21 protein-coding genes are annotated in these 22,291 nt (G+C 66.6%); 9 read left to right on the top strand and 12 right to left on the bottom strand.

The window, feature by feature from the left end:
• Nucleotides 1–60: 60 nt before the first annotated feature.
• From C6W92_RS00285 to C6W92_RS00270, 4 genes are read right to left on the bottom strand one after another with little or no spacing between them, the layout of a single operon-like run.
• Nucleotides 61–1,278 (bottom strand): class I SAM-dependent RNA methyltransferase, encoded by a 1,218-nt coding sequence (locus C6W92_RS00285; RefSeq protein ID WP_129431088.1) that lies wholly within the window; start codon nucleotides 1,276–1,278, stop codon nucleotides 61–63.
• Nucleotides 1,275–2,420, bottom strand: coding sequence for a CCA tRNA nucleotidyltransferase (locus C6W92_RS00280; protein WP_129431087.1), 1,146 nt, complete (start codon nucleotides 2,418–2,420; stop codon nucleotides 1,275–1,277). Before C6W92_RS00280 ends, C6W92_RS00285 begins: the two co-directional genes overlap by 4 nt.
• Complete coding sequence (locus C6W92_RS00275) at nucleotides 2,417–3,022, bottom strand: CoA pyrophosphatase (RefSeq protein WP_241691030.1); 606 nt, start codon at nucleotides 3,020–3,022, stop codon at nucleotides 2,417–2,419. Before C6W92_RS00275 ends, C6W92_RS00280 begins: the two co-directional genes overlap by 4 nt.
• Nucleotides 3,009–4,004: an Hsp33 family molecular chaperone HslO gene (locus C6W92_RS00270; RefSeq protein ID WP_129431085.1), complete on the bottom strand. Its 996-nt coding sequence runs from the start codon at nucleotides 4,002–4,004 to the stop codon at nucleotides 3,009–3,011. Before C6W92_RS00270 ends, C6W92_RS00275 begins: the two co-directional genes overlap by 14 nt.
• 75 nt (nucleotides 4,005–4,079) lie before the next feature.
• Between C6W92_RS00270 and C6W92_RS00265 the strand changes: the two genes are divergently transcribed.
• Nucleotides 4,080–4,556: an NUDIX hydrolase gene (locus C6W92_RS00265; RefSeq protein ID WP_129431084.1), complete on the top strand. Its 477-nt coding sequence runs from the start codon at nucleotides 4,080–4,082 to the stop codon at nucleotides 4,554–4,556.
• Here the strand turns inward: C6W92_RS00265 and C6W92_RS00260 are convergent.
• Complete coding sequence (locus C6W92_RS00260) at nucleotides 4,498–5,757, bottom strand: SpoIIE family protein phosphatase (protein ID WP_241691029.1); 1,260 nt, start codon at nucleotides 5,755–5,757, stop codon at nucleotides 4,498–4,500. The genes C6W92_RS00265 and C6W92_RS00260 overlap by 59 nt on opposite strands.
• 164 nt (nucleotides 5,758–5,921) lie before the next feature.
• On the opposite strand from C6W92_RS00260, the gene C6W92_RS00255 reads away from it, so the two are divergent.
• Nucleotides 5,922–6,254, top strand: coding sequence for an Hpt domain-containing protein (locus C6W92_RS00255; protein WP_129431082.1), 333 nt, complete (start codon nucleotides 5,922–5,924; stop codon nucleotides 6,252–6,254).
• Here C6W92_RS00255 and ilvA read toward each other — a convergent pair.
• Complete coding sequence (gene ilvA, locus C6W92_RS00250) at nucleotides 6,251–7,489, bottom strand: threonine ammonia-lyase IlvA (RefSeq protein WP_129431081.1); 1,239 nt, start codon at nucleotides 7,487–7,489, stop codon at nucleotides 6,251–6,253. The genes C6W92_RS00255 and ilvA overlap by 4 nt on opposite strands.
• 103 nt (nucleotides 7,490–7,592) lie before the next feature.
• On the opposite strand from ilvA, the gene C6W92_RS00245 reads away from it, so the two are divergent.
• Nucleotides 7,593–8,819: an argininosuccinate synthase gene (locus tag C6W92_RS00245; protein WP_129431080.1), complete on the top strand. Its 1,227-nt coding sequence runs from the start codon at nucleotides 7,593–7,595 to the stop codon at nucleotides 8,817–8,819.
• A gap of 72 nt (nucleotides 8,820–8,891) precedes the next feature.
• On the opposite strand, the gene C6W92_RS00240 is transcribed toward C6W92_RS00245, so the two are convergent.
• Nucleotides 8,892–9,614: an HAD family hydrolase gene (locus C6W92_RS00240; protein ID WP_129431079.1), complete on the bottom strand. Its 723-nt coding sequence runs from the start codon at nucleotides 9,612–9,614 to the stop codon at nucleotides 8,892–8,894.
• A gap of 102 nt (nucleotides 9,615–9,716) precedes the next feature.
• Here C6W92_RS00240 and tmpT point away from each other — a divergent pair, with 102 nt between their 5' ends.
• Nucleotides 9,717–10,355, top strand: coding sequence for a thiopurine S-methyltransferase (tmpT, locus tag C6W92_RS00235; RefSeq protein ID WP_129431078.1), 639 nt, complete (start codon nucleotides 9,717–9,719; stop codon nucleotides 10,353–10,355).
• On the opposite strand, the gene C6W92_RS00230 is transcribed toward tmpT, so the two are convergent.
• The gene (locus C6W92_RS00230) at nucleotides 10,352–11,260 is read right to left on the bottom strand and encodes a D-amino acid aminotransferase (protein ID WP_129431077.1); all 909 of its coding nucleotides are present in this window, start codon (nucleotides 11,258–11,260) and stop codon (nucleotides 10,352–10,354) included. The genes tmpT and C6W92_RS00230 overlap by 4 nt on opposite strands.
• Nucleotides 11,261–11,408: 148 nt before the next feature.
• On the opposite strand from C6W92_RS00230, the gene msrA reads away from it, so the two are divergent.
• Nucleotides 11,409–12,077, top strand: a complete 669-nt coding sequence (msrA, locus tag C6W92_RS00225) for a peptide-methionine (S)-S-oxide reductase MsrA (protein ID WP_129431076.1) — start codon at nucleotides 11,409–11,411, stop codon at nucleotides 12,075–12,077.
• Between the two features lie 56 nt (nucleotides 12,078–12,133).
• Here msrA and C6W92_RS00220 read toward each other — a convergent pair whose 3' ends face one another.
• A complete protein-coding gene (locus tag C6W92_RS00220; protein ID WP_129431075.1) occupies nucleotides 12,134–14,389 on the bottom strand; it encodes an NADP-dependent malic enzyme in 2,256 nt (751 codons plus the stop codon).
• Between the two features lie 159 nt (nucleotides 14,390–14,548).
• Here C6W92_RS00220 and mutS point away from each other — a divergent pair, with 159 nt between their 5' ends.
• Complete coding sequence (gene mutS, locus C6W92_RS00215; RefSeq protein ID WP_129431291.1) at nucleotides 14,549–17,167, top strand: DNA mismatch repair protein MutS; 2,619 nt, start codon at nucleotides 14,549–14,551, stop codon at nucleotides 17,165–17,167.
• Between the two features lie 15 nt (nucleotides 17,168–17,182).
• Here mutS and C6W92_RS00210 read toward each other — a convergent pair whose 3' ends face one another.
• The gene (locus tag C6W92_RS00210) at nucleotides 17,183–17,743 is read right to left on the bottom strand and encodes a nucleotide exchange factor GrpE (RefSeq protein ID WP_129431074.1); all 561 of its coding nucleotides are present in this window, start codon (nucleotides 17,741–17,743) and stop codon (nucleotides 17,183–17,185) included.
• A gap of 3 nt (nucleotides 17,744–17,746) precedes the next feature.
• Entirely contained in the window at nucleotides 17,747–18,817 is a 1,071-nt protein-coding gene (hrcA, locus tag C6W92_RS00205; RefSeq protein WP_129431290.1) for a heat-inducible transcriptional repressor HrcA, read from the bottom strand.
• Nucleotides 18,818–18,933: 116 nt separating this feature from the next.
• Between hrcA and rph the strand changes: the two genes are divergently transcribed.
• From rph to hemW, 3 genes are read left to right on the top strand one after another with little or no spacing between them, the layout of a single operon-like run.
• Nucleotides 18,934–19,650: a ribonuclease PH gene (gene rph / locus C6W92_RS00200; protein WP_129431073.1), complete on the top strand. Its 717-nt coding sequence runs from the start codon at nucleotides 18,934–18,936 to the stop codon at nucleotides 19,648–19,650.
• Entirely contained in the window at nucleotides 19,643–20,251 is a 609-nt protein-coding gene (gene rdgB, locus C6W92_RS00195) for an RdgB/HAM1 family non-canonical purine NTP pyrophosphatase (protein ID WP_104019955.1), read from the top strand. The genes rph and rdgB overlap by 8 nt, the downstream gene beginning before the upstream one ends.
• Nucleotides 20,244–21,398 carry a radical SAM family heme chaperone HemW gene (gene hemW, locus C6W92_RS00190; RefSeq protein WP_129431072.1) on the top strand — a complete coding sequence of 385 codons (1,155 nt, stop codon included), beginning with the start codon at nucleotides 20,244–20,246 and terminating at the stop codon, nucleotides 21,396–21,398. The genes rdgB and hemW overlap by 8 nt, the downstream gene beginning before the upstream one ends.
• A 4-nt stretch (nucleotides 21,399–21,402) precedes the next feature.
• Here the strand turns inward: hemW and C6W92_RS00185 are convergent, their stop codons facing one another.
• Complete coding sequence (locus tag C6W92_RS00185) at nucleotides 21,403–22,245, bottom strand: ParB/RepB/Spo0J family partition protein (RefSeq protein ID WP_129431289.1); 843 nt, start codon at nucleotides 22,243–22,245, stop codon at nucleotides 21,403–21,405.
• Between the last annotated feature and the right edge of the window lie 46 nt (nucleotides 22,246–22,291).

Raw genomic sequence — 22,291 nt, 5'->3', positions numbered from 1 at the left:
TATACCGGATTCGTCAAAAATTGCCTAGCTGTATCGTGTCGGTATCGTGTCGGTATCGCGTCAGTGCAGATGAAAGCCCGCGACCAACTCGACATGCACCGACCAGCGGAACTGATCGACAACGCGCACCGGCCCCATTCGATACCCCGCCGCCAACAGCGTCCCGGCATCGCGGGCAAACGTCATCGGGTTGCAGGAGACATGGGCAATGAGCGGCACGCCCGAACGCGCCAGTTCGGCGATCTGCGCCTCGGCCCCGGCGCGCGGCGGGTCGATCACCACGGCGTCAAACTGAGCCAAATCCTGCGCATCGAGCGGGCGGCGAAAGAGGTCGCGCACCTCGTGGGTGACGGGCCGCAGCCCCTGCGCGTGGCGCGCGGCGTGATCGAGCGCGGCGATCATCCCGGGCGCGCCTTCGACCGCGTGCACCGCCGCGCGCCGCGCCAGCGGAAAGGTGAAGGTGCCGCACCCGGCAAACAGATCGGCCACCCGCCGCGCGCCGTCGAGAAGCGCCATGACCTCGGCCACGAGGGCCGATTCGCCCTCGGCTGTCGCCTGGAGGAACGCGCCGGGCGGGGGCACAACCGGCACCCCGGCAAAATCGTGCACCGGCGCGCGGCGGGTGAGCACGGTTTCGTCCTCCCAGGCCAGCCGCGCCAGATCATGCCGCTCGGCCAGCGCGGCGAGCGACAGGCGCAACGGTCCGTCGAGCGGCTTGCCGCCCGCGACCGCCAGATCGAGACCGGCGCGCGACAGCGTCGCCGTGACCGCGATTTCGGCCTTGCGGCTCGTCCCGGTGAGCGCAAGATCGCGGGCAGCGGCAAGCGCGGGCATGAGATCGGGGTGCAGCAGGTGGCAGTCGGGCACCTCGACCACCTGATCGCTGGCCCGCGCGTGAAAGCCCGCCAGCGCGCTGGATTTCGTGCGCCGCGCCGCCAGAACCGCGCGGCGGCGCGAAGCGGGAGGCGAGGTCAGAACGGGAGCGATCTTGGCATCGATCCCAGGACCGCGCAGGGCGGCGCGCACCTGCTCTGCCTTCCACTCCGCGACAAAGTCGTCAGAGGCGTGCTGAAGCTGGCAGCCGCCGCATTGCGCGAAATGGCGGCAAGGGGCGCGGACGCGATCGGACGAGGGCGTTAGGATGCGAATATCGGTGAGGCGCTGGCCATCGGGCGTGCCGCTCACCTCCTCGCCCGGCAGGGTGCGCGGCGCGAAGAGCGGTCCGTCGGCCACGCCATCGCCCCGCGCGCCGAGCCGCAGGATGCGGTGCGTGCTCACAGCAGATCCTCGCGGCGCAGGGTAAAACCCGAGGCGATCCAGCGAGCCTCAATCTCGGACAGGCGGCGACCGAGGTCGGCGCCGGAGTGCTCTGGCATCAGGTCGGCGGCGCGGACCGGGCACACCGCCGCCGCGCCGCGCCTGATGTCGTCGAGTGCGTCCGGTGCAAGCGGGGTGCCAAGGAGCGCCGCGCGCAAGAGCACGATATCGCCCCCCTCCCCGGGCCCGAAGCGATAGCCGATCTCGGCGGTGGACATGCCGCTCTCGATTCCGTCGCGCAGGCGCGCCAGCCGCCGGCCTTCGGCGCGCGAGAGGCGCAGCCGTTCTGACGCATCCTCGCCGCCCAGCGCGGCAAGGCGGCGGATGGGATCGGGGGCGGTATCCGTCTCTGATTCCAGGTGGACGAGCGGGGCAAGTGCCGCCGCGTCGGCCCCCGGCAGGATCGCCCCGAGCACGCCCGCGGCCTGCATCGCCGCGACCGAGGGCGCGGGATCGGGCGCGGCCAGAAGCTTGCGCATCTCGGCCCCGACCCGCTCTCGCGAGAGGGCGGCAAGGCTGTCGCGAGCGGCGGCGCAGGCAGCGAGCCCGTCAGGATCGAGGCCACCTTGCGGATCGCCGTAGCAGGCGTGAAAGCGGAAGAATCGCAGGATGCGCAAGGTATCCTCGCGAATGCGCTGTGCCGGGTCGTCGATGAACCGCACGCGGCGCGCGCGCAGGTCGGGCAGCCCGCCAAGCGGGTCGAGCACATGGCCATCGCACTCGGCATAGAGCGCGTTCATGGTGAAATCGCGGCGGCGTGCGTCGGCCTCGATGCTTTGGCCAAAGGCGACCTGCGCGTGTCGTCCATACGTCTCTATATCGGCACGAAAGGTGGTGACCTCATGCGGCAGCCCGCCCGAGACCACGGTGATCGTACCGTGGTCGATTCCGGTCGGAACCGGCTTGAGCCCCGCCTCGTGCGCCAGCGTCATCACCGTTTCGGGATGCGCGTCGGTGGCGATGTCGATATCGCCCACCGGCACACCGAGAAGCGCGTTGCGCACGCAGCCACCGACGAACAGCGCCCTGTGGCCGCCAGCGGACAGCGCGTCAAACACCGCGCGTGTCTCTGGGCGCACGATCCAGTCATCCTCGATCCTCATGGCCGTCCCGCCATGTCGGCCATCACCCGCAGGATGCGGGCGGTCGCGCCCCAGATGTAATACGGTCCGTAAGGCACCGTGTAATAGCGCCGCCACGTCCCTTTCCAGCGGCGCTGCTCGACGCGAAAACGCGCAGGGTCGAGAACATGCGCAAGCGGGACAGCGAAGACCTCGGCCACCTCGCCCGGCTCGGCCACGGGGCTGAAAGGGGTGGAGACACGGGCAAGCACCGGCATGACATCGAAACCGGTGACGGTCTCGTGGCGAGGCAGGTCGGCGAGAATCTCGACGGCGTCCGGGGCGAGGCCGATTTCCTCGCGCGCCTCGCGCAGGGCGGTGGCGTGCAGGTCAGCATCGCCCAAATCCTGCTTGCCGCCGGGAAAAGCGATCTGGCCCGGATGATGCCGCAGCGCCGAAGAGCGCGTGGTCAGGATCACACGCGGTGCATCGCCGCCCGTCTCGACAGCGACGAGCACGGCCGCGGGCCGCAGCTTTCGCCCCTCGGGTAGCGTGATCCCGCGGTTGAGGTCGTAATCCGACGACCCCGCTCGCGGCGCGCCCGCCGCGTTCAGAATGCGGGTGAGGGGATCACTCGGTGTCACCCGGGGCCTCCGGGGCATCAAAGCCGAGGGTTTCAGGAGCGAGCCGGTAATGCGCCCCGCAGAACTGGCAATCGGCGGTGACGATGCCCTCTGCGGTGGTCATGCTGGCGATGTCGCGAGCCGAGTATATCGACAGGCTGTTGCGCACCCGCTCCTCGGAGCAGGTGCAACCGAAACGCACGGGCTGCGTCTCGAACACGCGGGGGCCTTCTTCGTGGAAGAGCCGCACCAGGAGGTCGGCCGGCGAGACGGACGGACCGATCAGTTCCAGCGTCTCGACCGTATCGAGCAGGTGATTGGCGCGGCCCCAGTTCTCGGCATCGTCGCCGTGCACGATGTCGCGCGCGGCGAGCAGCCCGCTCTTGCCCGAACCGCCGTCCTTGGCGAAGGGCGAGGCCTTGGGCATGTGTTGCAGCATCACGCCGCCCGCGCGCCAATGCTCGGCACCGCCTTGCTCGGTGGACCTGCCGAAGCTGAGTGCGAACCGCGTCGGCAATTGCTCTGACTGTGCGAAATAGGCCTCGGCGCAGTTGCGTAGCGCCTTGCCGGTAATCGGGGTGATGCCCTGGTAGGGTGTCGTGCCCTGCCCCTGATCGAGGAGCACGGCGAAATAACCCTCGTCCAGTTGCGCGAAGGCGTCGCCGTCGCCGATCCTGTCCGGGTCGAAGCTGGCATAGGCACGCATGCGGGCCGGTTCGCCCTCGCGGGTGGGGGCGAAATAATCGCTGGCGATGCGGCGGACCCCGCCCTTGCTCTGAAGCTGGAGCGAGAGCTTCCAGCGCAGCTTTATCGTCTGGCCAATGAGCGCCGTCAGGAGCGCCATCTCGGCGATCAGGGCCTCGACGGGGGGCGGGTAGTCGTGCTGTTTCAGGATCGCGTCGAGAACGCCGTCGAGCCGCGCGACCCGGCCCCGGATATCCGCGTGATCTAGCTGGAACGGCAGGACCGTGTCGTCCCACGCTAACCTCTGTCCAAGCGTCATGGGCTTTCCTTCGCTGCGCGGTTTGGGCTTATCGCGACGGGCAGGGCAGGACAAGGCGGGCGTGAAGGAGACGGCATGACACGGCGATTCGGAGAGCCCCCGCAGCCCGGTATCCGCTATCAGCTCCGCCCCGGCGTCTATGCCGTGCTGCCGCGGGGCGGGCGGCTTCTGGTGACGCATCAGGAGACGCCGGTGCCAGAGCTGCAATTGCCCGGGGGTGGCATCGACCCGGGCGAATCACCTCTGCGGGCGCTTTATCGCGAAGTGTGGGAGGAAACCGGCTGGCTGATTGCGCGGCCGCGGCGGATCGGGGCATTTCGCCGGTTCACCTACATGCCGGACTACGATCTCTGGGCGGAAAAGCTCTGCGTGATTTATCGCGCCTGCCCGGTGCGCCGGCTGGGTCCGCCATCGGAGCCGGGGCACCGGGCGCTGTGGATCACGCCCGCGCGCGCCGCGCGCGAGCTTGGCAACGCCGGGGATCGCCACTTTGTCAGCCGGGCCGGGGCATGGGCCTGGATTCCAGCAGAACCGCCGAGATATCATCGGTAAAGCGCGCCTCGCCTGCGTGATCGGACAGCTTCCACATGAGCGATTCGAGAAAGGCCGGGCCACGTGTCTGGCGCAGGTGACGCATGATCGCGGCAAGGCCAGTGTCACCGAGCATGAACCCATCCGGGTCGGCGCATTCAGTGATCCCGTCTGAATGAATGAGCAGCCGGTCGCCAGGTGCCAGCGTGAACTCTACCTGGTCGAAGCTCGCCCCCTCGATGAGCCCCACGGGCAGGCCACCCTCGCCCACGAACTCGACCGACCCGTCGGCGCGCTGCACGGCCGGGTGCGGATGCCCAGCCTGCGCAAGGATTACCCGGCCCGTCGCGAGATCGACATCGGCGAGCGCAATGGTGAAGTAATGCTCGGTCTCGAGATCAGAGAGAAAGACATGGTTTAACCGCGACACCGTCTCGGCCGGGGGGCGCGCGGCGAAGCGCCCCGGCGCGATCTCGTGCAGCGCGAGGTTGTGCTCGGGCACGGTGGCCGAGAGATAGCCAGCGAGCCGTGCGGTCATCAGCGCCGAGCTGATCCCGTGGCCGGACACGTCGAGCCCGTAGAGACCAACACGGTTGTCGGATATCGGGAACATGCCCACGAGATCGCCCCCGACATGGCCCGAGGAATGCAGCGAGAGGGAAACCTCTGCCGGGCCGAGATCGCGATAGCGTTCGCTGAGCAACGACTGTTGCAGCTTGTTGGCCTCGACAAGATCGTTGTCGAGCGAATCGTAGAGTGCCTGCAATTCGTCGAGCGTGGCCCTGACGAGCCGGTTCTTGGCAAGCAGCTCGCGCTCCATATCAAGGATGCGCATCCCGGCGGCCATGCGCGCGCGCAGTTCTGCGGAATTGACCGGCTTGGTGAGGAAGTCATCGGCCCCGGCATCAAGGCCGAGCGCGATCTCTTCCTTGCCGCTCTTGGAGGTGAGGAGGATGAAGTAGACATAATTGTCGTTGTTCATCCCGCGGACGGCACGACAGAATTCCGGGCCGCTCATCCCCGGCATCATCCAGTCGCTGACCACGAGTTCGGGAAGATTGCGATGACAGATCTCGATGGCTTCGCCACCGCTTTCGGCCTCTTCGACGACATAGCCCCATTGCCGCAGGTAACTGCCGAGAATGCGCCGCTGCGCCCGGCTGTCATCGACGACAAGAACGCGCCGCGCATCGGTGCTGGCGGCTATCTCATCCTTGGTCACGTTTGCGCCGCGCACCGCTCTCACCATCTCTCGTTTCGCGCACACGGTCGCCGCACGGGCGTTTACATCCCGTGAATGATAAAAGTTTCTGGTATTTTCCCATCGGCGTTAACACGTTCTGAAGACCTCGTGCGGAGACTGGCAGAAATGCGGGAGAGGCTGACATGATAGACTGGATTCGCGTGCGGGAACTGCGGGAAGAAATCGGTGCCGACGCTTTCGAGGAGGTGCTCGACCTGTTCCTGGAGGAAGTGGAGACGGCGCTCGCGGTGCTACGTACCGCCACGACAGAGGATGATCTCGAGGCACAGTTGCATTTTCTGAAGGGCAGCGCGCTCAATCTCGGCTTTGAGACACTTGCCAACCTGTGTGCCGATGGCGAGGCGAAATCAGGCGCCGGCGCGCGTGACAGCGTCGATATCCCCAGGATCGTTTCCGGATATGAGGCATCGAAAGCCGCGTTTCTTGCCGGGATCGCGGAGGGAATCGCCGCCTAGATGAGGAACTCGGCAAGCACCTCGTCACGGGTGATGTCGCGATACGCAAACCCTGTTTGGTCGAGGCGCGCGATGAACGCGTCGAAATTCTCGGGCCGCGTCGTCTCTATCCCGATGAGGACCGAGCCGAAATTGCGCGCGGATTTCTTGAGGTATTCGAAGCGCGCGATGTCATCATCCGGGCCAAGAACCTCGAGAAAATCGCGCAGCGCGCCGGGGCGTTGCGGCATGCGAAGGATGAAGTATTTCTTGAGCCCCGAGAAGCGCTGCGCGCGTTCCTTGACCTCGGGCAGGCGTTCGAAATCGAAATTGCCGCCGGAGGTGACGCAAACCACGGTCTTGCCCCGAATCTGGTCGCCCACGTCCTTGAGCGCATCAACCGACAGCGCCCCGGCAGGCTCGAGCACGATGCCCTCTACATTGAGCATTTCGAGCATGGTGGTGCACAGCCGGTCCTCGGCGACAGCGATCAGGCCAAAGCCGTCATGCGGAGCAAGGCGCGCGAAGGGGCGCGCGCCGATCTGCGCCACGGCGGCCCCGTCGGCAAAGGTATTCACCTGATCCAGCCGCACCGGCGCCCCGGCCCTGACCGCCGCGGCGAGACAGGCCCCGCCGGCGGGCTCTACCAGGGTGAGCGGTACGCGGTCACCGAAATAGCTGTAGACGCCCGAGGACAGCCCGCCGCCCCCGACGGGCAGCACCATGTGATCGGGCAACCGCTCCATCTGCATCTCTATCTCGACCGCGACGCTGGCCTGTCCGGCGATCACATCCTCGTCGTCGAACGGCGCGAGGAAATGCCCGCCCACCTGCGCGCAATACTCCTGCGCGGCGGCAAGTGTGTCGTCGAAATAGTCGCCGGTGAGCCGGATGGTAACGGCATCGCCGCCAAATTTCTCTGTCTTTCCAATCTTTTGCTGCGGCGTCGTCACCGGCATGAAGATCGCGCCACGGACGCCGAAATGGCGGCACATATAGGCCACGCCCTGCGCGTGATTGCCGGCGCTCGCGCAGACGAACTGTGCGGTATCGGGCCGCGCCGAGAGCACGTGGCGCATGGCGTTGAAGGCACCGCGCAGCTTGTAGGAGCGCACCGGGCTGAGATCCTCGCGCTTGAGCCAGATGTCGGCGTCGTAACGCTCGGACAGGTGGTCGTTGCGCTGCAAGGGCGTCGGCGGAAAGACGGCGCGCATGGCGGCCTCGGCGGCGCGGGCGGTATCGCGGAAATCGGACATGGCCGTGTCAGTGACGCAATCGCGGGCGGCTGGCAAGGGGCTGGCTTGCCCCGCCCCGCAAAACCCGCTAATCGCGCGGGAAATCCGCGAAGGGGGAAGCATGATGTCCGCGCCGAAGAAAGTTGTTCTGGCCTATTCCGGGGGTCTCGATACCTCGATCATCCTGAAATGGCTGCAGACGGAATATGGCTGCGAGGTGGTGACCTTTACCGCCGACCTGGGCCAGGGCGAAGAGCTGGAACCCGCGCGGGAGAAGGCGAAACTTCTTGGAATCAAGGAAGAAAACATCTTCATCGAGGATGTGCGCGAGGAGTTTGTCCGCGATTTCGTGTTTCCGATGTTCCGCGCCAACGCGCTCTACGAGGGGCAATACCTGCTCGGCACCTCGATCGCCAGACCCTTGATTTCAAAGCGTCTTGTGGAGATTGCGGCCGAGACCGGGGCCGATGCCGTGGCCCACGGAGCGACCGGCAAGGGCAACGACCAGGTGCGGTTCGAATTGGCGGCCTATGCGCTCAACCCCGATATCAAGGTGATCGCGCCGTGGCGCGAATGGGACCTGACGAGCCGCACGCGGCTGCTTGATTTTGCAGAGAAAAACCAGATTCCGATTGCCAAGGACAAGCGTGGCGAGGCGCCGTTTTCGGTGGATGCGAACCTGCTGCATACCTCAAGCGAGGGCAAGGTGCTCGAAGACCCTGCAGAGGCGGCGCCGGACTATGTCTATCAGCGCACGGTGAGCCCCGAGGACGCGCCGGACACCCCGGAATTCATCGAGATCACGTTTGACAAGGGCGATGCGGTGGCCATCGACGGCACCCCGATGAGCCCAGCTAACATATTGACGAAGCTCAATGAATTGGGTGGAAAGCATGGCATCGGGCGGCTCGATTTCGTGGAAAACCGCTTTGTCGGGATGAAATCGCGCGGCATTTACGAGACGCCCGGCGGCACCGTGCTGCTCGAGGCGCATCGCGGGATCGAGCAGATCACGCTCGACAGCGGCGCAGGGCACCTCAAGGATTCGCTGATGCCGCGCTATGCGGAGCTGATCTATAACGGCTTCTGGTTCAGCCCGGAACGCGAAATGTTGCAGGCGGCGATTGATCACTCGCAACATCATGTGTGCGGCACGGTGCGGTTGAAGCTCTACAAGGGATCGGCCACGACCGTCGGGCGGTGGTCGGATCACAGCCTCTATTCCGAGGCGCATGTGACGTTCGAGGAGGATGCCGGGGCCTATGACCAGAAGGATGCCGCCGGGTTCATCCAGCTCAACGCGCTGCGGCTGAAACTGCTCGCGGCGCGGAACCGGCGGCTGAAGGGCTGAGTCGAACCGCAAGGTTCAAGGCGTGAACCGGGAGGTTCGCGGCGCGCCCGGCACGGTGGCGCAAGGATTTGCTTACCCGGGCGAGAGCGCCACGGCGCGCAGCCGCTCGTAGGCGGGCATCGCCGCCTCGGCCAGTGCGGCGCGCGGCCCGTCGAGCGCGGGCGGCGGCCCCTCGGCGGGGGCGAAGCCGGTGCTGTCATGGACGGCCCCATACCAATGCGCGGCCCAGACCCCATCATCGGGGTGGCCGCCACGCGGCCAGGTGAGCATCGCGGGCGTCCAGTCGAGGCCGATGGCGGCACAAAGCCGTTGCAACATGGTTGACGGATCGCGCCGGATATCGGCGGAATCGATCACAACGGGGGATTGCCCCTCTGCCACCAGTTGCTCGTAAAGCTCGACCTGCTGAACAAAGCCGATATCGGCGAGGGTGGGGTTGTCGTACTTGGCCGAGAAGCTGGCGGCAACGCGCGCGGGGTGACGGATGAGAAACACGTTCACGACGTCAAGAACCCAGTCGCGGGGAATACCGGGGATCATGTGCTGGGCCATGTGCTTTTGGTAGAAATGCGGCTTTTGGGCTGGAACAGGGCCTAAAAGCCGCTCGACCACCGCGGTCGGGTCCTGCGGCTGCGCCGCGAGGATCGCGTCGCGCATCGGGTGGTCGAGGCCGGTTTTCGCGAGGTAGGCGGCATAGAACGGCTCGTCCACCACGGCGCAATCGCCGCGCGCGGCGAAGGCGTACATCATCGCGGTGGACAGATTGCGCGGCCCCGACCACATGGCGATGTGCATTCCCGGCCCTCCCCTTGCTCCCCGGCTTGTGAGCGACAAGCGCTTGGCTTTGCCCGCAACTCTGCTACCACATCGGGGCAGACGATACAGGGGGCATGGGCGATGGACGCGCAATTCTGGCATGACAGGTGGCAAGAGGGGCGGCTTGGCTTTCACGAGGGCCGTGTCAACCGGATGCTGGAGGCGCATATTGGCGCGCTAACGCTTGTCCCCGGGCAGCGCGTGTTCCTGCCCCTCTGTGGCAAAGCTGTTGATATTCCGTGGCTTTTGTCGCGGAGCTATCGCGTGGCGGGGGCGGAGCTAAGCGAGATCGCGGTGCGCGACCTGTTCGCCGAATTGGGGGTGATCCCAGAGGTGACGGCGACGGGATCGCATCGCCGCTATTCCGCCGACGGGATCGACATTTTCGTGGGCGACATTTTCGAGATCACGGCGGACGTGCTCGGCCCGGTGGACGCGGTCTATGACCGGGCGGCGCTGGTGGCGCTGCCCGAGGGGATGCGCCGCCGCTATGCCGCGCACCTGGCCGGGATCACCGCCGTCGCGCCGCAGCTGCTGGTAACGTTCGAGTACGACCAGGCGGAGATGGACGGCCCGCCGTTTTCCATCACCGAGGAGGAGGTGGCGCGCTGTCACGGGGCGCGGTATGCGATCGAGGTGCTGGCCGATGCGGAGGTGCCGGGGGGCCTCAAGGGGATCGTCGCGGCACGGGAAAAGGCGATGCTGCTGCGCCCTCATTAAGCCGTTTCGCGCCGGATCAGTGCCTTGTAAAGGTCCTGGATACGGGTCGTGACAGGGCCCTGCACCCCGTCGCCGATGACGCGGCCGTCGATCTCGCCGACCGGGGTCTGCGCGCCGAAGGTGCCGGTGAGGAACGCTTCGTCAGCGCCGTAGGTTTCGACCAGAGAGAAATTCTTCTCATACACCGGGATGCCATCCTCGCGGCAGAGGTCGATCACCTTGGCCCGGGTGATGCCGTTCATGCAGTAGTCGCCCGTCGAAGTCCAGACCTCGCCGCGGCGGACGATGAAGAAGTTGCAGGCATTGGTGGTGTTCACGAAGCCGTGGATATCGAGCATCAGCGCCTCGTCGGCCCCGGCCTTTTCCGCAGCGATACAGGCGAGGATGCAGTTGAGCTTGGAATGCGAATTGAGCTTGGGGTCCTGCGTCATCGGCAGACCGCGGATATGCGGCACGGTGGCGAGCCGGATGGGGCGGGCGATGGCGGGGGTCGAATGCTCCATGATGATGGCGATGGTGGGGCCCTGCCGCGAGAGCGACGGATGCTGGAAGGGGCGCGTCTTGATCCCCCGCGTTACCATCAGGCGGGCATGGGCGTCAGTGGTCATGTCGTTGGCTGCTTGTGTCTCTAACACGGCCTGAAACAGGTCTTGCCGCGTCATTCCGATATCGAGGTCGATGGCGCGCGCCGCCTCGAACAGGCGATCCAGGTGTTCATCGGCAAAGGCCCAGGTGCCGTTGTAGAGGCGCAGCCCCTCCCACACCCCGTCGCCCAGCATGAAGCCGCTGTCATAGACGCTGACCAGCGCCTGCGCCCTTGGCACGATGCGGCCGTCGAGCCAGATGCGGATATCGGCGTTGCGGGCATCCTCCTCGGCGGCGTGGGTGGTTTGCTGATCTGTCATGGCGCGCTCCTTTCCCGGCGAGGGTAGCGGGGGCGCGGGAGGGGGCCAAGGGTGAAACGACGCTCAACAAGGCGTGAGATCACGGCCTTGTCGCTTGGTCATGACAGGGCGGCGCGGCATGCTTGGGCGCGGCAAGGAGGGTGTGGTCATGATCATCGGGATACGGGAACTCAAGGCGGGGATGCTGGCGTTGCTGATCGCGGCGGCGCTATGCTTGCAGAGCAAGGGCGCCGAGGCGTCGGAGCGCGAGACGCTGGTGGTCGCGGGCGGCTGTTTCTGGTGCGTCGAGGCCGATTTCGAGAAGGTCGCCGGCGTGTTCGAGGCCGAGTCGGGCTTTGCCGGGGGAACGGTCGAGAGCCCGACCTACCGCGAAGTGACGCGCGGCGGGACCGGGCATCTGGAGGCGGTGCGGATCGCGTTCGACCCGGCGCAGGTGACGCGGCAGGCGTTGGTGCACCTGTTCCTGCGCTCGATCGACCCGACCGATGCGGGAGGACAGTTCTGCGACCGGGGGGAGAGCTATACCACGGCGATTTTCGTCTCTGATCAGGCGGAAAGAGCGCTTGCCGAGGCAGAGATCGCGGCGGCGACCCGCGACCTCGGGCGCGAGATCGTGACGCCGGTGCGCGACCTCGACAGGTTCTGGCCGGCAGAGGCCTATCACCAGGATTACTACAAGAGCGGCGACATCATCCTCACCCGGTTCGGGCCGCGGACCAAGGCGAGCGCCTACAAGCTCTACCGCCGGGCCTGCGGGCGCGATGCGCGGGTGCGGGCGCTGTGGGGCGAGGCGGCCCCGTTTGCCGGGGCGTCCTGACCGGACTTCATCTTGCCCGAAATATCCATTCGCCAAGCATCGCAGCACGCGCTGCGTCAGCCCACCTTGCACGCCGCCAGCACCGCCATGTTGAGGATGTCGTTGGACGTGAAGTTGGACGAGCAGATCTGGATCGAGGCGCCGACGCCCGAAAGGATCGGGCCGATCACCGTGGCCCCGGCCATTTCTTGCATCAGCTTGACCGAGATCGACGCCGAATGGCGCGCGGGCACCACGAGCACGTTGGCGGGCCCCGAGAGGCGCTGGAACGGGTAATTCTCTTGCGCGCGGGCGTTGAGCGCCACATCGACGGTCATCTCGCCCTCGAATTCGAAATCGACGCCGCGCCGTTCCAGTACGCGCGGCGCGCGGTGCATTTTCTCGGCGCGCTCGGAATGTGGGTAGCCGAAGGTGGAGAAGCTGACGAAGGCCACGCGGGGATCGAGCCCGAGATGGCGCGCGACGTCGGCACCGCGGGTGGCGATGGTGGCGAGATCCTCCTCGTCGGGCCATTCGTGCACCAGGGTGTCGGCGATGAGCACGATCCGCCCCTTGTGCAAGAGCGCGGTCACGCCCACCGCGCCATGCTCGGCTTCGGCGTCGAAGACGTAGTTGATCCGTTCGAGGATATGCGCGGATTTGCGGGTGGCCCCGGTCACCAGCGCGTCGCCATGCCCGTGGGCAAGCATCAGCGAGGCGAACACGTGCCGGTCGCGCGCGGCGAGGCGGTGGACATCCTGCCGGTCGAAGCCCTTGCGTTGCAGGCGCGCATAGAGGAACGCCTTGTACTCGTCGAGCCGGTCGGTCTTGGCGGCGTTCACGACCTCGAGCTCGCGCACCGCGTCAGCCATGCCGATGGCGTCGAGCTTGGCCTTGACGTCGTCGTCGCGGCCCACCACGAGCGCCTTGCCGAGGCCGGTGCGCTGATACTGCACGGCGGCGCGCAGAACGCGCGCATCGTCACCCTCGGCAAAGATCATCCGCGCCTGCGCCCGCCGGGCCCGGGCGTTGATGCCGCGCAGGATGTTGGCGGTCGGGTCCATGCGCGACTTGAGCGACAGCTCGTAGGCGTCCATGTCGACGATCGGGCGGCGCGCCGCCCCCGTCTCCATCCCGGCGCGGGCCACGGCGGGCGGGATGGTATGGATGAGCCGCGGATCAAACGGTGTGGGGATGATGTAATCGCGCCCGAAGCTGAGCTTGCGCCCGTAGGCCATCGCCACCTCGTCGGGCACGTCGAGCCGGGCGAGCCGGGCGAGCGCCTCGGCGCAGGCGATCTTCATCTCGTCGTTGATGGCGCGGGCATGGACATCGAGCGCGCCACGGAAGAGATAGGGGAATCCCAGCACGTTGTTGACCTGGTTGGGATAATCCGAGCGCCCGGTAGCCACGATCGCGTCGGGACGCACGGCGTGGGCGTCTTCGGGGGTGATCTCTGGATCGGGGTTGGCCATGGCGAAGATCACCGGGTTGTCGGCCATCGAGGCGACCATGTCCTGCGTCACCGCGCCCTTGGCCGACACGCCGAGGAACACGTCTGCGTCCTTCATCGCCTCGTCGAGGGTGCGCAGCCCGGTCTTGACCGCGTGGGCGGATTTCCACTGGTTCATGCCCTCTGTGCGGCCCTGGTAAATCACGCCCTTGGTGTCGCACATGATGCAGTTTTCGTGCCGCGCGCCCATTGATTTCAGCAATTCGAGGCAGGCGATGCCCGCCGCCCCCGCACCGTTGAGCACGATGCGCACATCCTCGATCTTTTTCCCCGACAAATGCAGCGCGTTGATGAGCCCGGCGGCGCAGATCACCGCGGTGCCGTGCTGATCATCGTGGAACACCGGGATATCCATCACCGCCTTGAGCTGTTGCTCTATGATGAAACATTCGGGCGCCTTGATATCCTCGAGGTTGATGCCGCCGAAGGTAGGCCCCATGAGGCGCACCGCGTTGATGAAGGCGTCCGGGTCCTCGGTGTCGAGTTCGATGTCGATGGAATTGACGTCGGCGAAGCGCTTGAACAGCACCGCCTTGCCCTCCATCACCGGCTTGCTGCCCAACGCGCCGAGATTGCCGAGGCCGAGAACCGCGGTGCCGTTGGAGATGACGGCGACGAGGTTACCCTTGTTGGTGTAGTCATAGGCAAGCTCGGGATTGGCCGCGATCTCCTCGCAAGGGACGGCCACGCCGGGGGAATAGGCGAGGCTGAGGTCGCGCTGCGTGGTCATTGGCACGGTGGCCGTGATCTCGAATTTGCCGGGGGTCGGCTCGAGATGGAAGGCGAGGGCCTCTTCGCGGGTATATTTGGGTTTGGTCATGGGACGGCCTTTTCGGAGATGGTCGATCTTCAATAGCGGGGGACGGGCGTTGTCTCAACCGAAAGGCGGAAGGGGCTTTCGCGCGAACCGGGGGGTTTGTAAGGTCCGCGCCAACGACAGGGGGCAGCATTGAGCGAGACCGACGCGACAGTAACGCCGATGATGGCGCAATACCTGGAGATCAAGGCGCAGCACGCGGATGCGCTCTTGTTCTACCGGATGGGCGATTTCTACGAGTTGTTCTTTGACGACGCGGCGGCGGCGGCCGAGGCGCTGGATATCGCGCTGACCAAGCGGGGCAAGCACCTGGGGGAGGATATCGCGATGTGCGGGGTGCCGGTGCATTCCGCCGAAGGGTATCTTTTGTCGCTCATCCGCAAGGGGTTTCGCGTGGCCATCGCCGAGCAGATGGAAGACCCGGCGGAAGCCAAGAAGCGCGGCTCGAAATCGGTGGTGCGGCGCGAGGTGGTGCGGCTGGTCACGCCCGGCACGCTGACCGAGGAGAGCCTGCTTGACGCGCGGCGGCACAATTTCTTGGCGGCCTTTGCAGAGGTGCGGGGCGAAGGGGCGCTGGCCTGGGTGGATATCTCTACCGGGGCGTTTCACGTCTTGGGGCTGGGACGTGCGCGGCTGGCGGCTGAATTGGCGCGGCTGGGGCCTCGTGAGCTTGTCGCGATGCAGGGGCAGGAGGCGGATTACGCCGAAATAGTGTCTGAATCTGGGGCGGCGCTTACCACGCTGGGGGCGGCGGCATTTGACAGCGCGGGGGCCGAGACGCGGCTTTGTGCGCTCTACGGGGTGGGCACGCTCGACGCCTATGGCGCGTTCTCCCGGCCCGAGATCGCCGCGATGGGGGCAATCGTCGAGTGGCTGGAGATCACGCAGCGGGGCAAGCTGCCGCTCTTGCGCCCGCCGGTGCGCGAGGCGCAGGGGTCGGCGATGCAGATCGACGCGGCGACGCGGCGCAGCCTGGAGCTGACCCACGGACCCGACGGGCGGCGCGCAGGATCGCTGCTTGCCACGATCGACCGAACGGTGACGGCGGGGGGCGGACGGCTGTTGGAGCGGCGGCTGTCGAGCCCGAGCCGGGGGCTCGACGAGGTACAGGCGCGGCTTGATTGCGTGGGATTTATGGTGGAACAGTCCCGATTACGGGACGATCTGCGGGATGACCTGCGCAAGGTGCCCGATCTTGACCGGGCGCTGTCACGACTGGGGATTGACCGGGGCGGGCCGCGCGATCTGGCGGCGGTGCGCGATGCGCTGGCGCAGGCCGGGGAGATCGCGGCGCGGCTGGACGGTCACGATCTGCCCGGGCGGCTGCGCGAGGCGGTGGCGGCCCTCACCGGGCACGAAACGCTGCGCGACCTGCTCGACCGGGCGCTGGTGGCCGAGCCACCGCTGCTGGCGCGCGATGGCGGGTTCATCGCCGCCGGGTTCGATGACGAGCTGGACGAGGCGCGACAGCTGCGCGACGAGGGGCGCGGGGTGATCGCGCGGATGCAGGGAGAGTATGTCAGGGAGACGGGGATCGCCTCGCTCAAGATCAAGCACAACAACGTGCTGGGCTATTTCGTCGAGGTGACGGCGACGCATGCCGAGAAGATGCTGGCCGCGCCGCTCAACGAGACGTTCCGGCATCGCCAGACCACGGCCAGCCAGTTGCGCTTTACCACGCCGGAGCTGAGCGAGACCGAGAGCCGGATCCTGAACGCTGGGGGGCGGGCCATCGAGATTGAAAGGCGGCTCTATGACGGCCTGAAAGCGGAGATTCTGGCGCAGGCCGGGCCGCTGGGGGAGGCGGCGGCAGGGCTTGCGGAGATCGACCTTGCGGCCGCGCTGGCAGAGATCGCAGTGGCCGAGGACTGGTGCGCGCCACGGGTGGACGGCAGCCGCGCGCTGCATATCGAGGGCGGGCGGCACCCGGTGGTGGAGCGTGCCCTGCGCGGCGAGGGTGGCGCGCCATTCATCGCCAATGATTGCGACCTCGGGGGCGAGAGCGATATCTGGCTGCTGACCGGGCCGAACATGGCCGGGAAGTCCACTTTCCTGCGGCAGAACGCGCTGATCGCGCTCCTGGCGCAGATGGGCAGCTATGTGCCCGCGCGGGCGGCGCATATCGGGATCGTCAGCCAGCTATTCAGCCGGGTCGGGGCGTCGGACGACCTGGCGCGGGGGCGCTCGACCTTCATGGTGGAGATGGTCGAGACGGCGGCGATCCTCAACCAGGCGGACGCGCATGCGCTGGTGATCCTCGACGAGATCGGGCGCGGCACGGCGACCTATGACGGGCTGTCGATTGCCTGGGCGGTGATGGAGCATCTGCACGAGGTGAATGGGTGTCGCGCGCTGTTTGCCACGCATTACCACGAGATGACACGGCTGAGCGAGCGGCTCGACCGGGTGGCCAATGCCACGGTCAGCGTCAAGGAGCATGGCGGTGAGGTGATTTTCCTGCACGAGGTGCGGCGCGGCGCGGCGGATCGCAGCTATGGCGTGCAGGTGGCGCGGCTGGCGGGACTGCCGGAGACGGTGGTGGAGCGCGCGCGGGTGGTGCTCGACGCGCTGGAGAAGGGCGAGCGCGAGGGCGGCGCGGCGCGGCAGGCGCTGATCGACGACCTGCCGCTGTTTGCCGCGACACCGCCGAGCGCGGCCCCCGCGCCGCGCGCCTCGAAGGTAGAGGCGCGGCTGGCCGAGGTGCTGCCTGATACGCTCAGCCCGCGCGAGGCGCTGGACCTGATCTACGAGTTGAAGGCATTGGTGGACGGGGCGGACTGAGCCCCACCCTGTGGGTCAGCCCCGGTTCGAGGACACGCCCACCTGCGCGGGGCGCAGGATGCGATCGTGCAGCATGAAACCCTGCGCCGAGACCTGGATGATCTCGCCGGCATTGGTGCCGGGCAGGGGGGCCTCGAACATCGCCTCGTGGTGCTGCGGATCGAAGCGTTCGCCCACCTGCGGGTCGATCACGGTGATACCGTGCTTGGCGAACACGTTGAGCAATTCGCGCAGCGTCAGCTCTATCCCCTCGACAAGGGCGCCGGAAGCGGCGCGCTGATCCTCGGTGATGGTCTCAAGCGCGCGCTTGAGATTGTCATGCACCGGCAGCATGTCGCGGGCGAGCCGGGAGCCGCCGTAATTTTCGGCCTCGCGCCGGTCCTTTTCAGACCGCTTGCGCGAATTCTCGGCATCGGCGAGCGCGCGCATGAACTTGTCCTGAAGCGCGTCGCGCTCTGCGCGCAGGGCGTCGATTTCGGCCTCCTGCGGCGATATTTCCGCGTCCGCCGCATCCCGCTCTTCGGCGGCGGCGTCTTCGATATCGTCCAGGAAACCCTGTTCTTTCGGCTCTGCCATGTCTTACCTCTCGCTCCGGTCGGAGATCAGCCTGCCCACGAGCTGTGCCGTGTAGTCCACGATCGGCACAATGCGCCCGTAGTTAAGGCGCGTCGGGCCGATTACGCCCACCGCGCCAATGATCTTACGGTCAGCGTTCATATATGGAGAGACGACCAAAGAGGAACCCGAAAGTGAGAAAAGTTTGTTCTCTGAGCCGATAAAAATGCGCACGCCTTCGCCCTCGTCTGCGCGTTCGAGGAATTCGGCGATGTCGCGCTTGCGCTCGAGGTCGTCGAAGAGGACGCGGATACGCTCGAGATCGGCCTCGTCCACGTCGGCGTCGATGAGATTGGCGCGGCCGCGAACGATCAGGCGCTCGTGATGCTCGCCTTCGCCCTCCCACACGGCGAGGCCACTTTCGACAAAGGCGTGGGCGAGCGCGTCGATTTCCTGCCGTCGGGCGGCGATCTCGGTGGTGATGCGGCGCTGCATGTCCGAGAGCGTCTTGCCCTCGACCAGCGCGTTGAGGAAGTTGGCCGCCTCGCGCATCGAGCTTGGCGTCTGACCCGGCGGCGGGGTGAACACCCGGTTTTCCACCTGCCCGTCGGAAAACACCAGCACGGCAAGCGCACGGTCATGTGCGAGGCTGACAAACTCGATATGCTTGATCGGGGCCTCGTGCTTGGGCGCGAGCACCAGCGATGCGCCGCGCGTGACGCCCGAAAGCGCCGAGCCGATGCTGTCGAGCAGTCCGGTGACGTCGCGGGAATTGCTGGCGATGGTCGAATCGATCAGCGCGCGGTCGGTATCCTCGAGCCCGCCGACCTCGAGCAGGCCATCGACGAACATGCGCAGCCCCTCTTGCGTGGGCACGCGCCCAGCGCTGATGTGGGGGCTGCCCAGAAGGCCCATGTATTCGAGATCCTGCATCACGTTGCGGATGGTGGCGGCGCTCACCTTTTCCGAGAAATCACGGGTGAGGGTGCGCGAGCCGACCGGGTCGCCGGTAGCAAGATAGCCCTCGACGACGCGGCGAAACACTTCGCGCGAGCGGTCATTGAGCTGAGCCAGATGGTTCGAATCCTCGGACATTTGATGCGCTTTCATGGTTAACAGGCATTAAAGGCGGCTTGGGGCAAAGGTCAATCGGGGTTGCCATCACGGACCGCTCCCTTATATGCCGAGGCCAACATCACAAGGGGACAGTAATGCGGCCTTCTGGCAGAGATTTAAGTGAAATGCGGCCCGTTTCAATCGAAACGGGCGTTCTGAAACATGCCGAAGGCTCTTGCCTCGTGAAGATGGGCGACACGCATGTTCTGTGCACCGCGACGATCGAGGACCGGGTGCCGCCCTTTGTCAAGGGGACGGGGCTTGGCTGGGTCACCGCCGAATACGGCATGTTGCCGCGCTCGACCGGGAGCCGGATGCGGCGCGAGGCCGCCGTCGGCAAGCAAGGCGGACGCACGGTGGAAATCCAGCGGCTGATCGGGCGGGCGCTGCGCGCGGGCACCGACCGGGTGGCGCTGGGCGAGCGGCAGATCACGGTGGATTGCGACGTGATCCAGGCCGATGGCGGGACGCGCTGCGCCGCGATCACCGGCGGCTGGGTGGCGCTGCGGCTGGCGGTGGCCAAGCTGATGGTGGCGGGGGACGTCGTGAGCGACCCGCTGCCCGACCCGGTGGCGGCGGTGTCCTGCGGCATCTATGCCGGGCAGCCGGTGCTGGATCTCGATTACCCCGAGGACAGCGCGGCGGGCGTTGACGGCAATTTCATCCTGACCGGGGCCGGGCGGCTTATCGAGGTGCAGATGAGCGCCGAGGGCGCAACCTTCAGCCGCGACGAGATGAGTACGCTGCTCGACCTCGCCGGGAAGGGCGTGGGCGAGCTGGTGGCAAAACAGCGCGAGGCGACCGGTGCGTAAGTTTGACGGCGACACGCTTTTGGTGGCGACACATAATGCCGGCAAGCTGGAGGAAATTGCGCATCTGCTTGAGCCGTATGGCGTGCGGGTGATCGGCGCGGGCGAGCGTGGGCTGCCGGAGCCCGAGGAGACCGAGACCACCTTTGTCGGCAACGCGCGGATCAAGGCGCACGCGGCGGCGAAGGCCACGGGGCTGCCGGCGCTGGCCGACGATTCGGGTATCGTGATCGACGCGCTGGACGGGTCGCCGGGCGTCTATACGGCGGATTGGGCCGAAACAGGCTCTGGTCGTGATTTCATCATGGCGATGGGTAAGGCGCATGACCGCCTGCGCGAAAGCGGTGTTTCTCAGCCGTGGACGGCGCGGTTCTGCTGCACGCTGGTGCTGGCCTGGCCCGATGGACATGACGAGGTATTCGAGGGCACCGTCGAGGGATGGATCGTCTGGCCGATGCGCGGGGCGCAGGGGCATGGCTATGATCCGATCTTTCAACCCGAGGGGCATGACGTGACCTTTGCCGAGATGGATCGCTGGGAAAAGAACCGGATCAGCCACCGCGCCGACGCCTTTGCCAAGATGATCGACGGCGCCTTTGGCTGAGGACTGGCAATCAGGGGGCTTTGGCCTCTACGTGCACTGGCCGTTCTGCCAGGCGAAATGCCCCTATTGCGACTTTAACAGCCATGTCGCGCAGGAGATCGACCACGCGGGGTGGCGCGACGCCTACCTGCAAGAAATCGCGAGTTACGCCAAGTTAGTGCCTGATCGGGTGCTGGGCTCGATCTTTTTCGGGGGCGGCACGCCGAGCCTGATGGAGCCCGACACCGTGGCCGCGGTGATCGAGGCGGCGCGGACGGCGTGGCCCGTGGCCAATGATCTGGAAATCACGCTGGAGGCCAACCCCACCTCGGTCGAGGCCGGGCGGTTCGCGGCCTATGCCGCGGCAGGCGTGAGCCGCGTATCGCTGGGGGTGCAGGCGCTGAACGACGATGACCTGCGGCGATTGGGGCGGTTGCACAGCGCGGCGGAGGCGATGCAAGCATATGAAATCGCGAGGAAATTCTTTGATCGGACGAGTTTTGACCTGATCTATGCACGGCAGGATCAGACCCTTGACGCCTGGCAGGCAGAGCTGCGCCGGGCGCTTGATCTGGCGGTGGATCACCTGTCGCTATATCAGCTCACCATCGAGGGCGGGACGGCGTTTGGCGAGCGCTACGCCGCCGGACGGCTGCGCGGGCTGCCCGAGGAGGATCTCGCCGCCGACATGTATCTGGCCACGCAGGAGATATGTGGGGCGGCGGGGCTGGAGAGCTACGAGGTGTCCAACCACGCCAAACCCGGCGCGGAATCGCGGCACAACATGGTGTATTGGCGCTATGGCGATTACGTCGGCATCGGCCCGGGCGCGCATGGGCGGCTGACCATCGGCGGGCAGCGGCACGCCACCGAGGCGTGGCGTGCGCCGGGGACGTGGCGCGACGCGGTGACGAAAGGGACAGGCGAAAGCCTGCGCGCCCCTCTGAGCCGGAGTGAGCAGGCGGTCGAGCACCTGCTCATGGGGCTGCGGCTGACCGAAGGGATCGACATGGCACGACACGAAGCGCTGGCGGGGATGCCGCTCGATGCCGCGCGGCTGCGCCACCTGGAGGATATCGGGATGGTGGAGGTTGCGGGCACGCGGCTGCGGGTCACCGGCGCGGGGCGCCCGGTGCTTAACGCGGTGCTGCGCGAATTGTTGACCTGAGCGGTCAGGCGCTGAGCAGGCCCATCAACCGATCGAGATCATCGAGCGAGGCGTAGCGAATGGTGAGCGCGCCGCCCTCTTGTCCCGGCGTATGGTCGATCCGCACCTTCATCGAGAGCGCCGCCGAGAGATCGGATTCGAGCGCCTTGGTGTCGGCATCCTTCTCCGGCTTGCCGCTGCCCTTGCCGCTCTTGCCGCCCTGGCCCGGCGCGGGGTCGGCCTTGGCGAGTTTCTCGGTTTCGCGGACCGAAAGCCCCTTCTGGATGATCTTGCGGGCGAGGGCCGACGCGTCGGGCGCGGTGATGAGCGCGCGCGCATGGCCCGCCGACAGACGGCCGTTACGCAGATGGTCCTGCACATCCTCGGGCAGGTTGAGCAAACGCACGGCGTTGGCAATGTGGCTGCGGCTCTTGCCGAGGACATCGGCCAGCTTTTCCTGGGTGTGACCGAACTTTGTCATCAACTGGCTGTAGCCCGACGCCTCTTCGACCGGGTTGAGGTCGGCGCGCTGGATATTCTCGATGATCGCGACCTCTAGCACCTCGATATCGGTGAAGTCGCGCAACAGGACCGGCACCTCGTGCAACTTGGCCATTTGCGCGGCACGCCAGCGACGCTCGCCGGCGACGATCTCGTATTCGCCGGGCTTGCCGGGGCTCTGGCGGACGATGAGGGGCTGGATGATGCCCTTTTCGGCGATCGAGCGCGCGAGGTCGGCCAATGCGTCGGCGTCGAAATGGCGGCGGGGCTGGTCGGGGTTGGGATGGACCTTTTCCACTGGCACGCGCATGTCGGGCTGCGGCGGTTGGCTCTCGGGGCTCTCGGTGGTCTCGCGGACGTCGGCCATCAGGGCCGAGAGGCCGCGCCCAAGGCCGCGTTGCTGGGATTTTTTC

It is taken from the genome of Roseovarius sp. A46 (genome assembly GCF_004126395.1).
In the GTDB taxonomy this organism is placed as follows: Bacteria; Pseudomonadota; Alphaproteobacteria; order Rhodobacterales; family Rhodobacteraceae; genus Roseovarius; species Roseovarius nitratireducens.
Note: the sequence above shows the minus strand (reverse complement) of the source record. Positions and strands in the feature narration are given on the sequence as shown.